General features: G+C 41.1%; 22 protein-coding genes. 3 read left to right on the top strand and 19 right to left on the bottom strand.

Annotation, left to right across the window (positions count from 1 at the left end; translation table 11 throughout):
- Positions 1-51 precede the first annotated feature (51 nt).
- The gene (locus tag AC1Z3S_RS01580) at positions 52-471 is read left to right on the top strand and encodes a helix-turn-helix domain-containing protein (RefSeq protein WP_461738882.1); all 420 of its coding nucleotides are present in this window, start codon (positions 52-54) and stop codon (positions 469-471) included.
- 90 nt (positions 472-561) lie between these two features.
- Here the strand turns inward: AC1Z3S_RS01580 and AC1Z3S_RS01575 are convergent, their stop codons facing one another.
- Together AC1Z3S_RS01575 and AC1Z3S_RS01570 are read right to left on the bottom strand one after the other, a co-directional pair.
- Entirely contained in the window at positions 562-1179 is a 618-nt protein-coding gene (locus AC1Z3S_RS01575) for a TMEM175 family protein (protein ID WP_461737175.1), read from the bottom strand.
- A 32-nt stretch (positions 1180-1211) separates the two neighbouring features.
- The gene (locus tag AC1Z3S_RS01570) at positions 1212-1787 is read right to left on the bottom strand and encodes an alpha/beta hydrolase (protein WP_461738881.1); all 576 of its coding nucleotides are present in this window, start codon (positions 1785-1787) and stop codon (positions 1212-1214) included.
- 45 nt (positions 1788-1832) lie between these two features.
- On the opposite strand from AC1Z3S_RS01570, the gene AC1Z3S_RS01565 reads away from it, so the two are divergent.
- Complete coding sequence (locus AC1Z3S_RS01565; RefSeq protein WP_461738880.1) at positions 1833-2804, top strand: VOC family protein; 972 nt, start codon at positions 1833-1835, stop codon at positions 2802-2804.
- Between the two features lie 166 nt (positions 2805-2970).
- Here the strand turns inward: AC1Z3S_RS01565 and AC1Z3S_RS01560 are convergent, their stop codons facing one another.
- The 16 genes from AC1Z3S_RS01560 to AC1Z3S_RS01485 all read right to left on the bottom strand — a co-directional run bounded on the left by AC1Z3S_RS01560 (position 2971) and on the right by AC1Z3S_RS01485 (position 19231).
- A complete protein-coding gene (locus tag AC1Z3S_RS01560) occupies positions 2971-4740 on the bottom strand; it encodes a glycerophosphoryl diester phosphodiesterase membrane domain-containing protein (RefSeq protein ID WP_461738879.1) in 1770 nt (589 codons plus the stop codon).
- Between the two features lie 208 nt (positions 4741-4948).
- Complete coding sequence (locus AC1Z3S_RS01555; protein ID WP_461738878.1) at positions 4949-5578, bottom strand: DUF421 domain-containing protein; 630 nt, start codon at positions 5576-5578, stop codon at positions 4949-4951.
- A gap of 32 nt (positions 5579-5610) precedes the next feature.
- Positions 5611-6054 carry a DUF3290 domain-containing protein gene (locus AC1Z3S_RS01550; protein WP_461738877.1) on the bottom strand — a complete coding sequence of 148 codons (444 nt, stop codon included), beginning with the start codon at positions 6052-6054 and terminating at the stop codon, positions 5611-5613.
- 116 nt (positions 6055-6170) lie between these two features.
- Entirely contained in the window at positions 6171-6749 is a 579-nt protein-coding gene (locus AC1Z3S_RS01545; RefSeq protein WP_461737181.1) for a TetR/AcrR family transcriptional regulator, read from the bottom strand.
- A gap of 17 nt (positions 6750-6766) precedes the next feature.
- On the bottom strand, positions 6767-7432 hold the full coding sequence (locus AC1Z3S_RS01540) for an ABC transporter ATP-binding protein (protein WP_461738876.1): 666 nt from the start codon (positions 7430-7432) through the stop codon (positions 6767-6769).
- A 488-nt stretch (positions 7433-7920) separates the two neighbouring features.
- Entirely contained in the window at positions 7921-8988 is a 1068-nt protein-coding gene (locus AC1Z3S_RS01535) for an ABC transporter permease (protein ID WP_461738875.1), read from the bottom strand.
- 330 nt (positions 8989-9318) lie between these two features.
- Positions 9319-10185 (bottom strand): phytoene/squalene synthase family protein, encoded by an 867-nt coding sequence (locus AC1Z3S_RS01530; protein WP_461738874.1) that lies wholly within the window; start codon positions 10183-10185, stop codon positions 9319-9321.
- Positions 10169-11662 carry a phytoene desaturase family protein gene (locus AC1Z3S_RS01525; RefSeq protein WP_461738873.1) on the bottom strand — a complete coding sequence of 498 codons (1494 nt, stop codon included), beginning with the start codon at positions 11660-11662 and terminating at the stop codon, positions 10169-10171. Before AC1Z3S_RS01525 ends, AC1Z3S_RS01530 begins: the two co-directional genes overlap by 17 nt.
- A 290-nt stretch (positions 11663-11952) precedes the next feature.
- A complete protein-coding gene (gene efp / locus AC1Z3S_RS01520) occupies positions 11953-12516 on the bottom strand; it encodes an elongation factor P (RefSeq protein WP_265456555.1) in 564 nt (187 codons plus the stop codon).
- A gap of 105 nt (positions 12517-12621) precedes the next feature.
- Positions 12622-13182, bottom strand: coding sequence for a nucleotidyltransferase family protein (locus AC1Z3S_RS01515; protein WP_461738872.1), 561 nt, complete (start codon positions 13180-13182; stop codon positions 12622-12624).
- A 154-nt stretch (positions 13183-13336) separates the two neighbouring features.
- The gene (dhaM, locus tag AC1Z3S_RS01510) at positions 13337-13705 is read right to left on the bottom strand and encodes a dihydroxyacetone kinase phosphoryl donor subunit DhaM (RefSeq protein WP_461738871.1); all 369 of its coding nucleotides are present in this window, start codon (positions 13703-13705) and stop codon (positions 13337-13339) included.
- Positions 13698-14279 (bottom strand): dihydroxyacetone kinase subunit DhaL, encoded by a 582-nt coding sequence (gene dhaL, locus AC1Z3S_RS01505; RefSeq protein ID WP_461738870.1) that lies wholly within the window; start codon positions 14277-14279, stop codon positions 13698-13700. The genes dhaM and dhaL overlap by 8 nt, the downstream gene beginning before the upstream one ends.
- Positions 14280-14312: 33 nt before the next feature.
- On the bottom strand, positions 14313-15296 hold the full coding sequence (gene dhaK, locus AC1Z3S_RS01500; protein WP_461738869.1) for a dihydroxyacetone kinase subunit DhaK: 984 nt from the start codon (positions 15294-15296) through the stop codon (positions 14313-14315).
- Between the two features lie 185 nt (positions 15297-15481).
- Positions 15482-16588 (bottom strand): Ldh family oxidoreductase, encoded by a 1107-nt coding sequence (locus AC1Z3S_RS01495; RefSeq protein ID WP_461738868.1) that lies wholly within the window; start codon positions 16586-16588, stop codon positions 15482-15484.
- An 18-nt stretch (positions 16589-16606) separates the two neighbouring features.
- Positions 16607-18118, bottom strand: coding sequence for a glycerol kinase GlpK (glpK, locus tag AC1Z3S_RS01490; protein ID WP_461738867.1), 1512 nt, complete (start codon positions 18116-18118; stop codon positions 16607-16609).
- A 282-nt stretch (positions 18119-18400) separates the two neighbouring features.
- Positions 18401-19231: an aldo/keto reductase gene (locus AC1Z3S_RS01485; protein WP_461738866.1), complete on the bottom strand. Its 831-nt coding sequence runs from the start codon at positions 19229-19231 to the stop codon at positions 18401-18403.
- A gap of 435 nt (positions 19232-19666) precedes the next feature.
- Here AC1Z3S_RS01485 and AC1Z3S_RS01480 point away from each other — a divergent pair, with 435 nt between their 5' ends.
- Entirely contained in the window at positions 19667-20368 is a 702-nt protein-coding gene (locus AC1Z3S_RS01480) for a YoaK family protein (RefSeq protein WP_461738865.1), read from the top strand.
- 181 nt (positions 20369-20549) lie between these two features.
- Here AC1Z3S_RS01480 and rpsN read toward each other — a convergent pair whose 3' ends face one another.
- Positions 20550-20819, bottom strand: coding sequence for a 30S ribosomal protein S14 (rpsN, locus tag AC1Z3S_RS01475; RefSeq protein WP_461738864.1), 270 nt, complete (start codon positions 20817-20819; stop codon positions 20550-20552).
- Between the last annotated feature and the right edge of the window lie 45 nt (positions 20820-20864).

The following is a 20864-nucleotide window of genomic DNA, read 5'->3' as shown; positions in this document are numbered from 1 at the left end:
GTATAAATGCTTTATCATAAAGCTAAACGTACTTTTCAAGGAGGATTGCTGATGACAGTTGGCGAAAAAATAAAGAGCCTGAGAACCAAGCAAAATATTTCCCAACAAGCTCTGGCAGACCACTTGAATATTTCTCGACAAGCAATTTCCAGATGGGAAAATAACACTTCCTTATCCGATTTGACAACCCTGATTGCCATTGCCAAATTTTTCAATATCCCTTTAGATTTCTTCTCAGATGAAACGATTACTGAGACAAATCCTGATAAACCTAGCAAAAAGGTTTCCCGTGATGAAGTGCTTAAGGAGGCTACTCCTTACATATTGGTACTGGTAGTCATTTTGACGTTAATTGCCCGCTTGCCTGCAAGAGCTAAAGTACCAATAATATTTTTTGGGACAATTATCATTATCTTTCTGATCTCCTGCTTGCTCATTTACTACATCATCAAAAACTATTTATCCAAATAGCGATGCGTTTTAATACCATCCTTCAACAAAACAGAGAGCCGGTGAAATTTTTGCCCTTCACCGGCTATCTGTTTTTTGCAGTATTAAAATTTAAGTGCCGTCTTGAGGAATATCGGTGTGTTCTCCACCGAAAATTTTATGATAATAATAATCCGCTTTGCGATAAGAGATAATCCACAGTCCGGAAACGAGAAAGCGGCCCAATAGACCAGCAAGGGGCCAGAAAAAGACGGCCACAAATAAAATCAGGCTGATGCACAAAGACAAGCGACTGCGTTTATCTCTGGTGAGGACTTTGGCGACGTGGGAATTAGGGTCATTGGCCTTAACGACCCGTTTTGACAATATGCCAAAGGAAAAACTCCACATCGTGTAGACAACTAGATAGGAAAACTCCGGCCAAAAGGCATCTGGATTGCGGCCGACCCAACTGGTGACAGCCGGACACAAAGTCAGCCAAAAGAGCCAGAAAATATTGGCCCAAACGACGCTGTAATCAATTTTTTGCGCCATTTGAAAGACTCGATGATGGGTCACCCAGATGACCGCCACAAAAATGAAACTAATTGCGTAGGCTAAAAAAGTATTCCGCAAATCCCAAAGTGTTTGCAGGCTGGGGTCGTCGGGAATCGTAATATCTAAAACCAAAATCGTCAGGACAATGGCGACGACACCATCGGTAAAAGCCTCTAAACGAGATTTTGTCATTTGCTAGCACTTCCTTTGTTTAACAGACAAAATTATAAAAGCGTTTGGATTTCAGTTAATTCCTGTTCCGTCAATTGATGACCGCCATCCGCAATAACTAAATCAACTTCTGTGAAATGTCCACTCAACTGATTTTTCAGCTGGACAATATCCCCCGGTAAACTCAGGCTATCCTGCGCTCCCGTGGTTAAAATCACTTCGGTCTCAGAGCGGCCGGCAAAATGATAGTCTAAATTACTAGGATGAAGTAAAATGGCAGTAGCAGCTAACTCAGGATTTTTTTCTAGCAATCCCAAAGCAAAGTTAGCCCCGTTGGAATAGCCAATCAAAATAATTTCTTGGTAATCCTCATGGGCAACAGCTGGCCAAGTCTCCATTAAAAAAGCTGTCACCTGCGCTTCAAAATCAGCTCGATTCAGTTGACCCTTACTTAATGGGGCAAAAAATCGACGCTCGCTGCCTGTTCCAACAGTTCCTAAGTAAGTTAAGACACTGGCTTCAGGGTAAAGTGTCGCTAACGTAGTTAATAATTGATATTCATTGCCGCCGGTGCCGTGGAAGGCGACCACCAGTTGTTGATTTTTTCCCTTTTGAAAAAATGATTCCATAAATTTCGGCCTCCTAAAATTTTTCAATCAGAAAGGATGTTTCCCATGTCAGCTAGGATTCACCACATTTCCATTTTAAATCGTTATGTTAAACCAACCTTCGAGTTTTATCATAATATACTCGGACTGAAACTGCTAATGAAAACCATCAATCAAGATGACCACAGCATGTACCACCTTTTTTTCTCGGATAATCAACAGCGCATCGGCACTGAAATTACTTTTTTTGAAATGCAAGAAGGGGAAAAGCAAGGTTTTGGCACCAATACTTTGGAGCGAACTATTTTGAAGGTTCCCACTTTGAAGTCGCTGCAATTCTGGGAAAAATATTTAGAAGAGCAAGGCGTCTGCCAATACGGGATTGAAGAATTTGCCGGCCAACCGATTTTACGGTTTGATGCGCCGGATAATACCCAGATGGCGCTTGTCCCCTTGAAGGAATTTGAAAATTGCCAGGACTATTTTCCGTATGAAGCACCGCAAATCCCCCTTGAGCATGCTATTTTAGGAATTGCCGCCATTCAAATGCGGGTCCAATATGCAGAAGCTTCTGCCCGGGAACTTTTGCCATTAGGCTGGCAAAAGAAAACGACGACTACTTTTTTCACCAGTTCTAATGAGGTGCTGGTGCTGGAAAATTTGGATAATGACTTTTACCAAGAGGTCCACATTATTCAAGACCTGAAAAATCCGCCCGCTCAACAAGGCGTTGGTGGGATTCATCACGTTGCCTTTGGCGTTGAAAATTTAGCGGATTTAGAAAAGGTTGATGCTGCTATCAACGAACGGAATTTCAAAAATTCCGGTATTAAGGACCGAGAGTTTTTCAAATCCCTTTATTATCGGGAGCCTAATCAGCTGCTAATTGAGATTGCTACGAAAGAAGGTTCACTAGACCCGGCTGCTTATAGCAATCAAAGCCAAATCTTTGAAGATATTCCGTTGTATCTGCCTCAGTACCTCAGCGATATTCGGGAAGAAACCGAGCAGATTTTAGCCAAGCAACAGCATGAATAGCTTAGCGGCCCGTTTCAGAATCAGTTGAATCTGCACCTAATGATAATTACCCAACTGAGCGTTACAAATTTTGGCTACTACAAAAAACTGACAAGTTCTCCGAGAGCTAATTTTTAAAAAATACTTTTGAAATCAGCTTATCATTAGGAGCGCTTGCCAGTTTTTTTTAATTTTCTGGGTGACTATTATTGGGATTTAATTGATTCAAGTAGGATAAAATTCTAGTGGCATAAGACGGCTCATCTAAATTATCTTTGACGACTTGCTTTAAGGTCGTCAAATCATCGGTAATCATGCCATCAACGCCTAAAAAGAGCATGCTCTCCATCTCGTCACTTTCATTGACAGTCCAAGCGTACACTTTTTTCTGCCGCAAAGCCGCTTTTTGGATAAAACTGTCGGTCAACGTCGTCTCCTCCATGGTGTAAGCATCCGCATCCGTATTGGGGAAGGAGAGATTGAAGGGCAAAATAAAGCTGACAAAAATATCCGGCCGCAACTCTTTGACCTTTTGCACGACTGCGTAATCCAGCGAATGAATCTCGCTGCCGCTCGCTACAATCCCGTCGCCATAAGCCGCTAAAAAATTCGCAACATAATCTGGTGAATCCATCTTTGTCGTTTTAATTTCAATTAACAATTTTTGATTATGTGCCAAAGCCGCCGCAAAATAATCGGCGAAGCTGGCAACTTTAGCGGAATGACCATTTTCACTGGCAGTTAAGGCCGTCAGCTGCTCCAATGTTAAATTATGCGGCGGTTGATTGACGCCAGTCAACGCCCGCAGATTTTCATCATGCATCACCACAAAATTTAAATCCTTGGTTTCATGAATATCCATCTCCACATAATCCGGCTGACTCTTAATTGTATCTAACAGCGCTGGAATCGTGTTTTGCACACCGTTATTGCCATTGACTCCTCGATGGGAAATCATCACCGGACTTTTCAACGTGATGCCTAGCAGATAAGCGGCATTGTAACTGATGGTCGAAACGCTCATAAACAACACTAAAATCCCCACGCTGAGCCAACGGCGTTTGCCGGCTGAAAACTGAATTTTTTCAGTCGGGTCTACATCCATAACAATCATCAAATAACAGGTCAGGCCCCAACCAGATAAAAATTGGCTGAGTAATTGCAATACTAGCAGATTGATTAATGCTGTATAAAAAGAAATCGCCACAAATTTATCGAGATAATTTTGTAGGTAATAAGCCCCTAAAAAAATGGGAATAGTGACCACTGAAATAAACAGCACCACTAATACGCCTCTGGCAATCAAGGCTAGCTCACGTTTTTTCGTCTTCTGAAAACTGGCTTTGATGGCTTGCCGTAATGAGCTGTCGGTCAAAATAAATTCCGGTAAAATAAACAACAGCCGCAGTCCAAGAAAAAAGACAATCAGAAATAATAGCGCCAGTATTGCCATATAAAGCAGGTTGTTCAAGAGGTAGTCAAAAATAAACGTGGGAATCACGACCTTCGATAACAGCGACGAGCGCAAAAATAAATTACCAAAGGGGATAATCAAAATAAAATAGCCGGTTAAAAATAAGAAAGCTCCCAGCCGAATTTTTTTCAAGCGTTTGACCGCTAGCCATAATAGCTGGCCCCACGTTTTCCCGCCGTCTTCTAGCATATTTTGAAAATATAAAAACATAAAAGCAAACTGACAGTAAACCACACTGATAAAGGCTAAAAATAAAAGCAGCAGCCCGGCAACCAAGAGGGGCTGTTCAAGAATTGTCATTAAATTATTAAACGATACATAGTCGATGCCGTTGAACCACAGCAGTTCCTCTAAAAGCCAATTCAACAGCGGAGAAACCCCAATCACCAAAAAGAGCTGGATACTCACATTCAGCAAAATAATTCGCCCTAGGCCTTGACGATAAATATGCCATGATTGTCTAAAAAATTTTCCTAGTGCCACTTGCCCACCCCATCTCCTGATTTTCTCATTCTCAGTATAGCAAACTCTATTTTCTACTACCCAACTCAATTAATCGAAAAGGCTAACGATTTTGTCACTATGTTCGCTTTCTTTCAAGTTCAATTGCTGAAATTTCTGTTTTCAAAAATTTTATCTCAGCATTCAATGAAAAAAATTTAGGACACCGCTTTTTGAGCCCTTACCAAAGCTAATATTCATAAAGCTTTAACTGTCCAGAGACATATTCTCCTAAATAAATTTGGTCAATGCTTTTTCCGGCAAGTTCGCTGACCTCTTTTGCCAGCCAGTCGCTATCTTTGCCGATAATTTCCAAAACATCTAAATTGATTTGGCCATCGGCGATAATCGGGTACTTGGCGTTGGGGTCGCCTTGTTCAATCACAGTCAGCTGCCCGTTCTGTTCTAAAATGGCCCGCTTAATCTTGCTGATTTCATAAACGCCGTCATTGCGGAGCTTAAACATTAAATCATTGGCAGAAATTCCGTGGCGCAAACAGGCTTCGACATCAATTGTGCCATTCGTAATTACAATAGTCGGACGACCATCGACAAAATTTTTAATGTAGCGATTATGCTCTTTGCCGAATTTCAAACTTAGCACTAGCGTTGTCCAAACTACCAGCACCAGCACAAATTGTAAAATCGTGATTTGGTCGTTGTAAATCACGCCGCCGATAATGCCCCCCAGCACATAATTTTGCACCTGATCGACGGCCGAAGCAGGCGCGAGATTGCCCTTGCCAAAAATATTTATTTGCAGGATTAAACAAATTAATCCCAAAGCCAATTTGATAATCACTGGACTAAAAATACTCATTGAATGCTCCTTTTAAAATATCGCACGCTTCTTTAATCAATCTTGGTAACTTCCGTATTCGTTAAATAGGTTGGCTCAATCCTAAATGAATTGCGATCGGTGCTGAGCTCCACTACATAGTATTTATCAGCAATCGCCAAAACGAGCTGATCTTGCAAATTGGTACTGTTCACATACACGGCATCCTCTTTTTCCCCCAGCTGCTTGGCCGCCGATTTTATAAAGCTAACCATTTGGCTAGTATTCGCCGTTTGAGTTTCCGTTTGCACATATTGATTGTATTGCGTACCAGCCACAAACAGCAGACAAAGAAATAAAATCAAACTCAAGTCGCGATATTTAGTATTCAGCCGCGATTTCAAATAGCGGACAAAGACAATTAAGAAAAAAATCAGTACCGCAAAAATAATGCCGTACTTCACCAAATTGCTAAGATTGCCTTGGCTCTCTAAATAATGAATTCCATAAAATGTCATCTGGTCGTCCTCACTTTATCTTTAAGTGTACTGAAATTCGCCGCTTTTGAACAATGAAACGAATCCTTTGCAGGCAGCAAAAAACCAGCGTCTTTAAACGCTGGTTCAAAAAGTCCTCAGCTCTCTTGGCTAACACCATGCAGGTACAAATCAATCAGCTGACTTGTGGCAATTGAGGCCTCCATCGGGGAACGCTTTTGATTGATATACGGCGCCAAAATTAAGAAAAAGTGGCGGGCTGCCAGTTTTGGCGAGACATTTGGCCGCAGCTCCTGTTGGTTGCGGACAAATAAATCTTCAAAGGGCTGCCGATAAAATTTATTCCAGAGGACAAACATTTCCCCTCTGATTTCCGGTGACATTTGTGTCTCCATATCATGAAGCATCATAAATAAATCAACAAAATGAGTGGCGATTAAGTATTCCGCCATCGCCGTCAATTTTTCCTGAAAATTCTGAGCCGGATTGTCAACAATCTCCCGTAGCGACACGCCAACGGTTTGTAGTAATTTTTCAACAACCGCCCGATAAAGCGTTTCTTTATCCTTATAATAATGATAAAGATTCGGCTGAGTAATCCCTACCGATTTCGCAATTTCCCGCGTCGATGTTCCGAGGTAGCCTCTACTCATGAATAAGCGGTTGGCCTCAGTTAAAATTCGTTCTTGAGTATCTTTGTCATACCGATGAACCACTTAAATCGCCTCCTAACTTATTTGGCTTTTAACTGTCCATCCTTCATTATATAGACTTTATCACATTTATCAATCAGCCGCGTGTCATGGGTCACCATAATTGTCGCTTTATTTTTCTCCTTGGTTTCCTTTGCTAAAATATCCACGACCTCAAAAGCCCGCTCTGTATCCAGACTAGCGGTCGGTTCATCCGCCAAAATAATCGTCGGCTGATTGTATAAAGCACGGGCAATCGCCACCCGCTGCCGCTCACCGCCGGATAATTCCTCCGGATATTTATTTTTCAATTCAATGATGCCCAATTGATCCAATAGTTGATCGCGAAATTCGCGATTTTGCTTATGATTCACTTGATCCACCAAAGAAAATTGCTTTTGGACAGTTAAAAATGGAACCAGATTTGACGCCTGTAAAATGAAGCCAATTTCTTTAAATCTAGTTTTGGCCCGTTTCTTTTCCGAAAGCTCGCTAAAGCTTTCTTCATTAATAAAAACTTCACCGTTTGTCGGCGTCTGCAAGCCACCAGCAATGGTCAAAAACGTGCTCTTGCCAGAACCAGAAGGTCCAATCACAGCCACCAGCTCCCCTTGGTCAACAGAAAAATCCGTCTCCTTCAACGCCTCAATCGTCGCATCGCCGTCTTTAAAATTTTTGGTGACGCCTTTAAATTGAATGGCTTCCATTGAAAATCCCTCCTACTTCGTATTATGGAAATAAATTTTTTCCAAAAATTTAGTTTTAGCCTCATCCCTATGTCATTCCGCCAAACACCATTGTCCATGTTTTTGTGTCTTCATCAGAATAGATGACTTTTTTTCTTCTGCCAAAAGCGGAACTGAAATCCTACTTCGTATTTCGGTAATAAATTTTTTCCAAAAATTTAGTTTTAGCCTCATCCGTATATCATTCCGCTAAACATCATTGTTCATGTTTTGTATTTTCATCAGAATAGATGACTTTTTTTTACTTCTGCCAAAAGCGGAACTGAAATCCTGCTTCGTATCTCATTGCATCTACATCGCCACACTTTCGCTGCTGGGGCTTCCTGTTTTTAACCGCAGCAGCGAAAGGGTAGCTGGTTTGCTGTGCTTTGCATTTCACACTTTATAGAATCATTTCTATTTTAGCAGCTCTCCTGTTTAAAACTGCCAAGACAAAAAATGCAATCAATTTAGCCAATGGCCCGCAGTGGATCAATTTTAACAATCGTTCTGACCGAGAAGAAAGCCCCCAGTACAGCAATCACAATCATCAAAAGGCTGATGCCGCCAAAGAACAGCCAATTACTTTCAAAAGGTACTGCCTCCGGTAAAACCAAAGCTGTACCAACGGTTCCTAAGAGGCCAAGAGCAACACCGATAACCGCTAAAAGAAAAGTTTGTGCTACCACTGAATTAGCAATGTAGCGCCCAGAAATCCCCTGCGCTTTCATTACGCCAAAAATGGTTATTTTTTGCATCGTCAGTACATAGATAAAAATACCAATAACAATCGCTGCAATCACAATTAAAAAACCAATCATAAAGCCGAAGGTCAAGACCTGAGCACTATAGCCCGGCAAATCATTAATAAAATCTTTGATGGCAATTTTTTCTAAGCCCTCTGGAACGTCGGTCAAATCATCTTTAAGGACAATTCCGTTAATCCGGGCTTGGCCTTCTGCTCCCTGCTGTTCAAAGCGGATTGCTTGATAGGCGCCAATGGTCGTATATAAAACGGGGGCAACATTAAACTTAGCATTGTCGGTAAAGCCAACAATTTTAAACTGCTGATCGTTGCCTGCCAGTTGAATTTCATCACCAAGTTGAATACCATATTGCTCTTTTAAACTGCTGTCGGCCACTGCCTCTTGATCGTTTGCAAACATTTCCCCTTCAATTAAATTCGGGGCTAAAAATTGCTCGGCGTCAATCCCAAAAAAGCTCGCATTAATTTTTTCATCGCTGTCACCGACTTTGGCAATCACACCAGCGGTTTGTGCTAAAACACCAATCTGTTCTTGATCTAATTCATCCGCCTCACTCAGGGGAATCATTGACATATTTAAATTTGAATTGGCATCCTCGGAAAGTAAAATGTACTCAGCATCCCACTTGTCGACAGCCGTTCGATTATCTTGGGCCAAGCCGTAAGCTAAACCGGTTAAAAAGAACACCAGATAGGCAATTAAAAACATCACCCCAACTACCAAGGCATAGCGCAGCTTTGAATGTAAAATTTCATTGATAGCTAAAAACATTGAATCCAGCTCCTAAAATTAAAAATTTATCAAGTGATAAATTTATTCTAACAGCTTCTGTTTTTTAGCGTTAATCAATTGCTCACGACTGATGTTTTCAACTGGGTAATTGATGAAAACATTTTATAAAACCTTGCTGGAATAACACTCTCAAGGCTATCGAAGTAACAGTTTCGCTGTATTTCAAAATTTTTAGTAGACTTTTTATTTTTGAAGTAAATAAAAAGCAGCATCAGTCAATTAGACAATCAAATTTTAAACTGTCCTTTTAAAAACTTCAGGCAATCCAACTTATTTGATTTCCAGCAGACTTCTGCTGCAGTTTGAAACTTAATACTCGACAATCTCTGTAACTTCTTGGTGAATTTTAGCCAGCAGTGACAACTTCCGCAGATGACTGACCTTTGGCTTTTCTGAAAAAACTTGATAGTGACTATTGCGCACGACCACCAAAATTTCCCGATAGTAATAGCTAGCCGCTAGTAAAGCAGAACGGGCTTCTGGATTAATATTAGGCATCATTTTCAGGCTATCAACATATAATTTTTCAGCAATCGCCGCTTGGTCTTCCCAGACGGAAATTAATTCAGCCCCAATTATTTTGGCGGCTAGCATTTCTTCTGTTAGACCATATCTTTTCATGACCGCCGCCGGTAAATAGATTCGACCATTTTCATAATCTTCGCCAATATCTCTTAAAATATTGGTAATCTGCAATGCTTCGCCAAGTTTTTTACCTTGAGGGATAATTTCCCGCCAATTATCTGAAAGAATCGGCAGCAGCATCAAACCAACTGAGCCAGCTACATTGTAGGCATATTGGGAAAGCTCGGCTTGCGTTTGCGGCTGTTTGAAATCGGCATCCTGTTTTTGCCCCGCCAACATATCATAAAATGCTTGGATATCCATATCATAATTTAGAAAAACGACAGAAAGCGCCCGCCACAAAGGACGGTCAGGGACCTTATTAGCTTCAAAGTCCTTTAGTTCCCCCTCCAAACGGTAGAGGCCTTCAATATCATGATCCTCGTCGATTAAATCATCGGCTTCCCGACAAAAAGCATAAACCGCATAAATACTCCAAGCCTGCTGTTCCGGCAATTGCGAAAAAGCCGCATAAAAAGTTTTGGAGGCCTTCTTTATTATTTCTTCACAGTACAGAAAATCTTTTTGGTGAATCTCAAATTGATGGATCATCTTTCATCAGCTCCTCTACTGCTAGTTTGGCGCTTTGCATCACAATCGGCACCCCTGCCCCGGGATGGGTGCTACTACCGCAAAAATATAAATTGTCTGCATAAGCAAATTTGTTATGGGGACGATAATAATTGCTTTGCTTCAAGGTTGGTTTCAAGCCAAAAGTAGCGCCATTATAGGCGTTAAATTCTTTTTCAAAACGAACCGGCGTAAAATGTTCTTCAAAAACAATGTGTTCATCAATATCAGAAAAAATCGTTTCTTCCTTCATCTTGTTTAAAATCTGTTGACGGTATTGGGCAACTTTTTCAGCAGACCAGTCGTCGTATTTAGATAATTCCGGTACCGGCACCAGCACATATACGGCCTCGTGACCAGCCGGCGCCAGACTCTCATCCATCTTAGTGGGAACATAAATATAAAAGGACGGGTCATCAGGAAACTCACCTGTTTCAAACAATTGGTCAACATTTTTCTTAAAATCATCAGCAAAATAAATCGAATGCAGTGCCTCCACCGGATACTTTTTATCTACTCCCAGATAAAGCAAGAAACAAGAGCAAGAGTATTCCATCTGATCAATTTTACGATTGGTATATTTGCCCCGCTTTTTTTCATCGGGTATCAGCTGGGTCATCGCATAGGGAAAATCCGCCCCCACGACAACCGACGAGCTATAAATTTCCTCACCAGCCACGCGAATGCCCCGGGTTAAACCATCTTCAATCAAAATTTCTTCTACTTCTGTATTCAAATGTAGCTGGCCGCCTAATTCCAAAAATAATTTTTCCATACCTTTAGCAAAACCGTACATTCCGCCTTTAATAAAATAAACACCGTAAAAGAGCTCAATCATCGGAATAATCGTGTACAAAGATGGTCCTTGATAAGGGGAGACACCAATGTACAAGGTTTGAAATGCTAAGGCTTTTCTTAGGCGTTCATCCTCAACAAATTTTGAAATCGAAGAGTAGGCATCATTGAAGGTTTTCAGCTTCAATCCAGCAAGCAGCGATTTGGGATTATAAAAATCCCAAAAACTGCGGAAGGATTTGGTAATAAAAGCTTCTTTAGCAATTAAATATCTTTTATAAATATCACTGAGAAATGCCATAAAGCCTTCAGCATCTGCCTCTGAAATTGACTCCAAAGTTGGCACCAGCTGACTCAAGTCAGAGGACAACGACAGCGGTTCATTTTTAGAAAAATACAAATGAAGCATCGGATCAACTTTTTCCATCGTAAAATAATCTTTTGGATCACGATTGCAAAAAGTAAACACCTCCTCGTAAATATCCTTCATCATGACAATTGTTGGCCCTACATCAAATTGAAACCCATCTCGGCTAATCTGATTCATCTTGCCGCCGATTTTGTCATTTTTTTCATAAAGCTCAACTTCATAACCTAAATATTGCAACCGAATCGCTGCAGCAATCCCCGCAACTCCAGCACCAACCACGATAACCTTTTTCATTTTGATTCTCCTATTCTAAAAAAAACAATTTTTACTTTTTTATCACTTGATAAATTTTATTATAGAGGGGTTATTTATTAGAAGCAAAAGAACCGCTTCACTTTTCCAAAATTATTTTGTTCAGCTAGAAAAATTGTTTTAGCTTGGCAATATTTTTTATCCTAAAACCTTACAAACAAAGGCTTTAGCCTGCCAAGCATAAATGATTGTCATTTTTTTCCAAAACAGCAAATAAATTGAGAATACAAAAAAAGCCCCAGCTAAATAGCTGAGGCCGCAGATTTTAGAAATTATTTGCCGGCACGTTTTACGTAAGTGCCTTCTTGGGTATTGATTTCCAATAGCTCATCTGTTTCAACAAAGTCCGGTACATTGACAACTAAACCTGTTTCCATAGTTGCTGGTTTACCAGAGCCTGTCACAGTTGCGCCTTTAATAGAAGGCTGAGTTTCCACGACACGTAGAACAACAGTTGTTGGCAATTCAACACCAATTACTTCTGTACCATAAAATTGAATTTTCAATTCTGAATTTTCTAAGACATACTTCATTTCATTTTCAATCGAAGTTAAAGGTACTTCATATTGTTCGTAGCTTTCCATATCCATGAAAACTGCCACGTCGTCTTGGCTATATAAATATTGTACGGTTTTCGTATCAATATGAGCCCGTTCAACTTTTTCTTCCGGACGCATGGTTGTATCAAACGTTGCGCCAGTGCGGACATCCCGCAGTTTCATTCGCATAACGGTATTGCCTTTACCTGGTTTGTGGTGGCTAATTTCCAAAACTTTAATTAATTTACCATCTAAGATAAAGGTCATCCCTGCTTTTAAATCACTAACTGAAATCATGTTGTTTTCTCCTCCAATGCTGAGTTACACGCAAAATTATCCTATCCTATTGTAGCAAAGTAGCGCTATTTATTCTAGTAAAAATCGTTAAAACCGGCTTTTCAGCTAACTTTCAAAGATTTTCAGCGCTGTCCAAGAGCTTTGCCAGTCTTTTTTCGCCACTCTCTTACGATAAACAGTCATTCGCTCAGGCTTCTTTTTAAAAAAAGGCGTCGGCCGAACTTCAAAATTTAGTAGATCAGCAGCGCCATAAGGTAAAAATAATTCCAGCTCTCCCTCAGCCAACAAACGAGCAGCAATCGCCGTACAAGTCTCAGGAAATTTACTGATAGCTTCTTGGCTATTTAGATATGGTTCAGCACCTGGATTGTGCTGGTGCATATAGACTTCATTTTTTAATTCCCATGGATACTCAGGATAATTCCTTTTGAGCTTAGCCTCCAGCTCCAATGTTTCTTGGTAGCTAATCTTGGGGTCAAAAAAGACCACATCGACATCCTGCTGATGAGCCATTAAGGGCTGGTCACTCAAATAATTCCAAAGAAAATTTCGCAAGGTGCCGGCTGCTAGCCAACAGTCTTCTAACTCTAAGTTTTTTATGATGGTCAAGATGTCGAGTAATCTCTCATTTTCTAGAATTAGCTGTTGGATTTTGTGGTGGGTCATAAACTCAGTCCTCTTTCCCTTTATTCAAGTATCTCTCTTATACATACTAACTTATCTAGTATGCATATCAAACTTTTCTTTAATGTTTTCGCTCTTCTACTAAAAAACTAGCAGCCGAATCTCCCTCACAAGATTCAACTGCTAGTTTTCTAGTTTATTTAATTTTTAATGGAGCTAATTGTTCGAGAATATCCTCTTGGCTTGTGCCCGCCTGTAATAAGGCGGCGGCTGTATAGGCTCCTTCGATGAAGGCGACATCCTGTAAGAGAATTTTTTTCTCTGTCATTTCCATGGCCATCTCTAAGTTCATTTTGGCTGAACCTAAATCATAAAAGGCAAAGAGTTCATCAGCTGTGTTGTCTTCAAATGCCGTAGAAATTTTATCAAAAGAGGTGCCGATATCGCCGTCTTCTGTTCCACCAGCTGTGGTGATGGGGACGTCTTTAGCGACTTCACGAATCAATTTTTCTAAGCCCTCAGCAACTTCCTTCACATGAGAAACTAACACGATACCGCTAGTCATGGTCCAACACCCCAGCTTCCATGAAGGCTTCAAATAAATATTTTGAAGACATTGCGCCTGGGTCAATGTGGCCTTTGGAGCGTTCTCCTACGTAGGATGCTCGTCCTTTAGTCGCGACTAAATCTTTGGTGGCTTCGACAAATTCTGTCAGTTTTGCTTCTGTTAAATCGCCAGTTTTGACTGCCGCCACTGCAGGAATCCATAAGTCCAACATTGTCTTTTCGCCGAGTGTGGCTTTGCCGCGTTTTTCAATACCGGCAATTCCGGCAGTTAAAATGGTTGTGGGATCCTCAGTGTCTTTGCTGGCTTTGGCCATTTCCATAAAGGCCGTACCGTAAAGCGGACCTGAGGCACCACCGACTTTACTAATCAGCTGCATCGCAACTAATTTTAGTTGGTCAAACACGCTGCCGTTTAAATCCTGCTGGCGAATCGCTTCCATACCGCGAGCCATATTGTTACCGTGGTCGCCGTCACCAATTGGCGTATCCAGCTCGCTTAAGTAGGCTTTATTGGTTTCAATTTTTTCATCAAACAGACTGATGGCTTTGGTTAATTTTTCAGGTGTAAACATCTGCAACAATTCCTTTCAACAACTGCGAAAATTTTACCAGCCGATTACATCAACCGGTTCATTTAAAGCAGCCACAATTTTTTCATCGGTTTTAATTAGTGTCAACGATAGACCGGCCATATCAAGGGAAGTCATGTAGTTACCGACTTTACTGAAGGTGATGCTAATGCCATCCGCCCGCAATAGTTCTTCAACGTCATTGTAGAAAACATATTGCTCCATCAATGGAGTCGCTCCCATGCCATTGACTAAGACGCCGTATTCATCACCAGCTTGCCAGTTAAATTCTTCTTTTAATTTGCCGACAATTTCTTTGGCCATCTCTTTTGAAGCTTTTAATTTTTCACGACGATAGCCGGGTTCTCCGTGAATACCAACACCGTATTCCATTTCATCTTCGGCTAACACGAAACCAGGCTTGCCCACTTCTGGAACAGTTGCGCCAGATAGTGCGATGCCGATAGTCTTAATTTGTTTAACCAATTCATTGCCATAGGTTTCCAATTCTTTGACACTTTGACCACTGCGAGCTAAGGCACCTAAAATTTTATGCACTAAAACGGTTCCAGCAACGCCGCGGCGCCCTTGCGTATAGGTGCTGTTTTCAACAGCGATGTCGTCATCGACTAAGACATAGCCGACTTCGATGTCATCCATTTCCGCTAAATCCTTCGCCATTTCAAAATTCATGACATCACCGGAATAATTTTTGACAATCAATAGGACCCCTTTGCCAGTTTGGGTAGCGTTAATCGCTGCCTGCACTTGGTCAGGTGTTGGCGAGGTAAAGACTTGCCCGCAAACTGCAGCGCTTAACATGCCATCGCCGACAAAACCAGCATGAGCCGGCTCATGGCCGCTACCACCGCCGCTGACTAAAGCAACTTGATCGGCATTTTTTAGCCGTTTGACAACATAAGTATCCGGCACTAACTCGATTTTACTGCTGTATGCCTTTGTCAAACCAGTGACCATTTCTGCAACAATATTCTTCGGATCGTTAATAATTTTTTTCATCATCAAAGCCTCCAATAGGTTAATATTGCTTCTGCTGTTAGAAAAATAACTGCTATTTCTCTACAGTAAAAGCATACGCTTTCTTAAAAAAATAAGCAAAAATTTATCGGTTCCTTTTCACTAAAAAAGGGATAAGAGCATCAACTTTTGTCGACGGACCTATCCCTCCTGTTAAAATTTTTCATTTACTCCCAATTGAATTTGAAGTCAACGTGGTACTTGTCCCGCACAGCCACTAATGATTTTTTAACGGCTGGGTTCAGCGGTACTCCGTGTTCTTTGCGGTCCAAATAAGCTAGATATTCCTTTTCGCCGGCCGTATAAATTCGTTCAGCCCCTTCAGCTTTTTTGGAAGCCCGCAAGTCCCTGAGAATATCACCGGCCATTTTTTTAAACTCCGCCGGGTCTGTGAAGGCATTGATATCAATGGCCATAAAGAAATGCCCGAGATGATAAGGCTGCTTTTCCCCCTGTGCATCAACTCCTGTTAACTGATGCAAGAATGAACCGCCCTGTAACGCTGCTGAAAGAACCTCAACAACAGTCGCATAGCCATAACCTTTATAGCCAGCCAATTCTTCACCGATACCGCCGAGGGGTGTTAAGGCACAAGTTCCTTTCACCAAGCCTTCTAAAGCAACGTCAGGATCAGTGACAGCTTCACCTTTTTCATCAATAACCCAGCCATAAGGCATCGTTTTACCGATTCTGGCATAGTGCTCAATTTTTCCCCGCTGCGTAATTGACGTCGCACAATCAATCACAAATGGAAAATCTTCATCCGTAGGAAAGCCGATGGTTAATGGATTGGTACCCAGCATATTTTCAACGCCAAAAGTTGGGGCAATCGAAGGACGAGCATTCGTCCCAGTGATGCCAATCATGCCTACTTCAGCCGCCATTAGCGGATAATAGCCGGCAATGCCGTAATGGGTGGAATTACGCACGGCTACCATGCCCATGCCATACTCTTTGGCTTTCGCTAGCGCCATTTCCATCGCTTTAACGCCAATCACATGACCCATGCCGTCACCGCCGTCTAACACGGCGGTGGTTTTCGTTTCGCGAATGACTTGCAGATTAGTTGTTGTATGTTGAATGCCTTCTTCAATCCGATCTATATAAATCGGTTTAAAGCGGCCAACACCGTGAGAATCAATGCCCCGCTTATCAGATTCAATTAGGACTTTTGCGCAGATGGCAGCATCTTCTTTAGGCACCCCGACTGCTTCAAAGCCTAAATCCATAAATCTTTCCAAGCGTTCAAAACTTTCATAGGAAATATCCGTCATTGAGCCTCCCCGCTTTCTTTATTTTAATGGCCGATGTTTGTATTTCATCGTTGCTTCAACCGCTTCTTGCCAGCCTTCATATAAATTGTCTGCCAATGCTGGCTCCATTGTCGGATCAAAGCGCACGCCGGCTTGGTTGAAGGCCTTCAATTCATCTAAATCTTTCCAGAAGCCAACTGCTAAACCAGCCAAGTAGGCTGCCCCTAAAGCCGTTGTTTCTAAATAATGGGCCCGTTCAACTGGTGTTTGTAAAATGTCTGCTTGGAATTTCATCAGGAAGTCATTATTCGAAGCCCCTCCATCAACCCGCAGCTCTTTAATTTCCACACCAGAATCTTTATTCATGGTTTTCACCACATCAGCTGTTTGATAAGCCATCGATTCTAAAGTTGCCCGAATAAAATGTTCTTTTTGCGTGCCCCGAGTCAAGCCAAAGACTGCTCCCCGCGCATCTTGGTCCCAATATGGCGCACCAAGACCTGTAAAGGCCGGCACTACATAGACATTCAAACTATTTTCAACACGGGTTGCATATTCTTCAGATTCTGGTGAGGATTTAAACATTCTCAAGCCATCTCTTAACCATTGAATCGCAGAACCCGCAACGAAAATACTACCTTCTAAAGCATAAGTTACTTTACCGTTAATGCCATAGCCAATTGTCGTCAACAAACCATTTTCAGAATGAATGGCTTCTTCACCGGTATTCATTACGATAAAGGCTCCGGTACCGTAAGTATTTTTCACTGAGCCCGCTTCAAAGGCTGTTTGGCCGAATAAAGCCGCTTGTTGGTCACCAGCCATGCCGGCGATTGGCACATTTTCGCCATAGAAATGATAGCTTTCAGTTTTACCGTAAACTTCAGAATTTGAACGCACCTCTGGAAGCATTTCTTTAGGAACATCTAGAATTTCCAGAATTTCTTCATCCCATTTCAAATCAAAAATATTATACATCATAGTCCGACTGGCATTGGTATAATCGGTGACATGGGATTTACCGCCGGTTAGTTTCCAAACCAACCAAGTATCAATCGTTCCAAACAATAACTCGCCTTTTTTCGCCCGCTCACGAGCGCCATCAACGTGGTCTAAAATCCATTTCACCTTGGTTCCAGAGAAGTAGGAATCAATAATCAAACCAGTTTTCTTTTGAATTTTTTCTTGATACCCTTTTTGTTTTAAATCTTCTGCGATATCACTGGTTTGTTTTGATTGCCAGACAATTGCATTGTAAATCGGCTTGCCAGTATCTTTTTCCCAAACAACTGTTGTTTCCCGCTGGTTCGTGATCCCTAAAGCAGCAATTTGTGTCGGTTGCAAACCACTTTCAATCAAAGCTCCTGCGATAACTGATTGCACAGAATTCCAAATTTCATTGGCATTATGTTCCACCCATCCGTCATGTGGGAAATATTGCGGAAATTCTTTTTGCGAACTCCCGACCGGTTTACCTGCTTTATTAAAAACAATTGCTCTCGAACTCGTTGTTCCTTGGTCAATAGCCATAATATACTTTTCTTCTGACATTCAATACCCTTCTTTCTAAAATATTAGTAAACTAATCCTTGGAAAATGGATTGAAATCCCCAGTCACCACCCTTATTTCGCATTTTCCCTTACTTCGATTTTAAGCGCTTACAAAACCAGTTAAAAAAAGAGGTTCCTTTATAAGTCTAACACAAAATGAAATAAATGAGTAAGAAATTAGCCAAAAAAGCTGCTCATCTATTTCATCAATTTTTGTTTTTTTTAGGCAGTCCATTTGTTTACTTATTTCCACGGTTGCCAGCTTATTTTTTGCTGTATCTGTTAAAATTCTTCGTAAACAGCTGGGTCTTGATTAAAGGTGCGGCCATCTGCGTGGGACAACTGATTAATAGTTGCCATTTCTTCATTTGATAAAGTAAAATCAAAAATTGCTAAGTTGTCCCGCTGGCGACTAACATGACTAGCCTTAGGAATCGGCACAACCCCTAGTTGTAAATGCCAACGCAAAATAATTTGGACAATCGACTTGTGATGAGTAGCGGCAATTTCTTTAATCGTTTCATTTTGTAAAAGGTCGTTGGCCCGGCCTAGAGGACTCCAAGCCTCCGTGATAATTTTTTTCGAGGCGTCAAACTTCCGTTGCTCTGCTTGGTTGAAAAACGGATGTAGTTCAACTTGGTTGACAGCTGGCAGAACACCCGTCTCTTTTTCTAGGCGCTCGATATGTTCCGGCAGAAAATTACTCACCCCGATAGAACGAATCCAGCCCCAACGCTGGGCATCGATTAAGGCCTGCCACGCTTCGACGTACAAATCTTTCTGAGGATTTGGCCAATGAATCAAATATAAATCTAAATAGTCAAGACCCATCCGTGTGACTGATTCTTGAATTGTTTCCAAGGCTTCTTGATAATGATGATGACGCCCAGGAAGTTTTGAAGTCACCGTAATCTGATCTCGGGGCACACTGCTGTTTTTGATTGCCTGACCGACAATCCCTTCGTTTTCATAATTGAAGGCACTATCGATTAAGCGATAGCCAACGCTTAAAGCCGATTCAATCCTGCGGGCCCCGGCTGTTCCATTTAAGCGATAAGTCCCAAAACCAACCTTTGGTAAGTCAAAGCCATCATTCAATTGATACATTTCCATTGTCAATAATTCCTCCTTGCAAGTTAGTTTGCGAATCCATTTTGAGAGTGTCGCTTAGGTTAAAAATAAAGACGAATTAAGATTTCCAGATGCTCATCTGGCGAAGGATACTAGTGTTGTGAAATTGCGATTAGTTCCTGTTCAATCACAAAACAATCTGATTCAAAAGCTCGTCGAACAATAAAACCTGACACCATCTCTGTTAGTTTAATTTTAGCAGATATCCTTTGAGATTCAATTTCTGCGATTTTCTCAATTAAAATTATCAAGCATGGGTTCGAGACAAACCTGTTAGAGAAGTTTTTCTTGATTCATCAAAGCGCCCGTCAAAATCCATAAAAATCTAGTTGGCTAACTTTTTTGAGGAAAGAAGGTAAGAAAACTTTCAAAATGATTTCTCCCAGAGTATAATAGCGAAGGAAAAGGCAGGTAATCATGATGAACAAAGATGTTTCACCCCACGAAACCTTAAAAATTGGTGCCCTCTTAGCGGTAACTGCGGGCATTTTAGATGCGTATACGTATTTGGTCCACGGCGAAGTTTTTGCCGGTTTACAGACCGGCAATTTAATTTTAATGGGCATTCATATTTTAAATAGTAATTTTGCAGATTTAGTTCACTACCTAATTCCGTTATTTGCATTTATGCTGGGGGTTATTTTAACCCGGCTGTTTCAGCAACGTTATGCGGAACATCACGACGAAAGTCTACGGCCAATTTGTTTGATGGTTTTTGAAATTATTTTGATTATTTTGACGGCCTTTTTGTCACCATTTTTGTCAGACCGGCTAGCAAGTGCCTTGATTTCAATTACGGCTGCCATTCAATTACAAGAATTTCGCAAACTAAAAGGTGCTCCCTTCACTTCTTTGATGATGACCGGTAATATCCGCACTTTAGCCGAAAGTTTTTACGACGGTATTACGCAAAAAAATAAAAAAGCCCTAGAAAAAGGCTGCGATATTTTAGTCATCATTCTCAGCTTCTTTTTAGGTGCTGTTTTCACCAGCCTATTAGTGCCAATTCTCAATGAAAAGGCCGTGTTACTAGCAGCTGTCACGTTGCTGATTGGCATCTTTATTCTCTTAAGAGTCCGCAGTAACCAAAAGCTTAAGAATATTGTGCCGAAGGTTTGAAAAATCTAGTCAATCATAGTTAATATCACCGATTTAAATAATCCTGCTAGAATAGTTTGAACTTCGATTTTCTAGCAGGATTTTTTTGTAATCTATTTGAAAATTGGTTAACAAAAATTAATTTTTAGCGCAACAAAAAAAGCTCAGCCACAATTAGCTGAACTTTTTTTATTTTACTTATCTACCAACTAGCTTTCTTGACGCCGGGGATTTGACCCTTTAAGGCAAGTTCTCTAAACTTGACCCGTGACATGCCAAATTTCCGGTAATAACCACGGGGGCGACCATCGATTAGGTCACGATTTTTCAAGCGATTAGGGTTAGAATCTATTGGTAATTTCCGCAGGCCATCTAAATCATTGTTGGCCTTTAATTCTTGACGGAGATCTGCATAACGAGCAATCAATGCCCGTTGTTTTGCTGCTTTCGCAATTTTTGATTTTTTAGCCATCTCAGTGCTCCTCTTTTCCTCTTAAAAGTTAAATTTTTTTATCCT

The organism is Enterococcus sp. LJL90 (genome assembly GCF_056924355.1).
The sequence above is the reverse complement of the archived record's forward strand: the minus strand, read 5'-3'. Positions and strand labels throughout refer to the sequence as shown.

Excerpts from the sequence above, each read along its gene's own strand:
- dhaK (WP_461738869.1), bottom strand. The coding sequence starts at position 15,296 with ATGAAAAAAATTATTAACGATCCGAAGAATATTGTTGCAGAAATGGTC.
- AC1Z3S_RS01570 (WP_461738881.1), bottom strand. The coding sequence starts at position 1,787 with ATGGAATCATTTTTTCAAAAGGGAAAAAATCAACAACTGGTGGTCGCC.
- dhaM (WP_461738871.1), bottom strand. The coding sequence starts at position 13,705 with ATGACTAGCGGTATCGTGTTAGTTTCTCATGTGAAGGAAGTTGCTGAG.
- AC1Z3S_RS01515 (WP_461738872.1), bottom strand. The coding sequence starts at position 13,182 with ATGACCCACCACAAAATCCAACAGCTAATTCTAGAAAATGAGAGATTA.
- efp (WP_265456555.1), bottom strand. The coding sequence starts at position 12,516 with ATGATTTCAGTTAGTGATTTAAAAGCAGGGATGACCTTTATCTTAGAT.
- dhaL (WP_461738870.1), bottom strand. The coding sequence starts at position 14,279 with ATGTTTACACCTGAAAAATTAACCAAAGCCATCAGTCTGTTTGATGAA.
- AC1Z3S_RS01580 (WP_461738882.1), top strand. The coding sequence starts at position 52 with ATGACAGTTGGCGAAAAAATAAAGAGCCTGAGAACCAAGCAAAATATT.
- AC1Z3S_RS01575 (WP_461737175.1), bottom strand. The coding sequence starts at position 1,179 with ATGACAAAATCTCGTTTAGAGGCTTTTACCGATGGTGTCGTCGCCATT.
- AC1Z3S_RS01530 (WP_461738874.1), bottom strand. The coding sequence starts at position 10,185 with ATGATCCATCAATTTGAGATTCACCAAAAAGATTTTCTGTACTGTGAA.
- AC1Z3S_RS01525 (WP_461738873.1), bottom strand. The coding sequence starts at position 11,662 with ATGAAAAAGGTTATCGTGGTTGGTGCTGGAGTTGCGGGGATTGCTGCA.
- glpK (WP_461738867.1), bottom strand. The coding sequence starts at position 18,118 with ATGTCAGAAGAAAAGTATATTATGGCTATTGACCAAGGAACAACGAGT.
- AC1Z3S_RS01555 (WP_461738878.1), bottom strand. The coding sequence starts at position 5,578 with ATGAGTATTTTTAGTCCAGTGATTATCAAATTGGCTTTGGGATTAATT.
- AC1Z3S_RS01495 (WP_461738868.1), bottom strand. The coding sequence starts at position 16,588 with ATGACGGATATTTCCTATGAAAGTTTTGAACGCTTGGAAAGATTTATG.
- AC1Z3S_RS01485 (WP_461738866.1), bottom strand. The coding sequence starts at position 19,231 with ATGGAAATGTATCAATTGAATGATGGCTTTGACTTACCAAAGGTTGGT.
- rpsN (WP_461738864.1), bottom strand. The coding sequence starts at position 20,819 with ATGGCTAAAAAATCAAAAATTGCGAAAGCAGCAAAACAACGGGCATTG.
- AC1Z3S_RS01550 (WP_461738877.1), bottom strand. The coding sequence starts at position 6,054 with ATGACATTTTATGGAATTCATTATTTAGAGAGCCAAGGCAATCTTAGC.
- AC1Z3S_RS01480 (WP_461738865.1), top strand. The coding sequence starts at position 19,667 with ATGATGAACAAAGATGTTTCACCCCACGAAACCTTAAAAATTGGTGCC.
- AC1Z3S_RS01565 (WP_461738880.1), top strand. The coding sequence starts at position 1,833 with ATGTCAGCTAGGATTCACCACATTTCCATTTTAAATCGTTATGTTAAA.
- AC1Z3S_RS01540 (WP_461738876.1), bottom strand. The coding sequence starts at position 7,432 with ATGGAAGCCATTCAATTTAAAGGCGTCACCAAAAATTTTAAAGACGGC.
- AC1Z3S_RS01535 (WP_461738875.1), bottom strand. The coding sequence starts at position 8,988 with ATGTTTTTAGCTATCAATGAAATTTTACATTCAAAGCTGCGCTATGCC.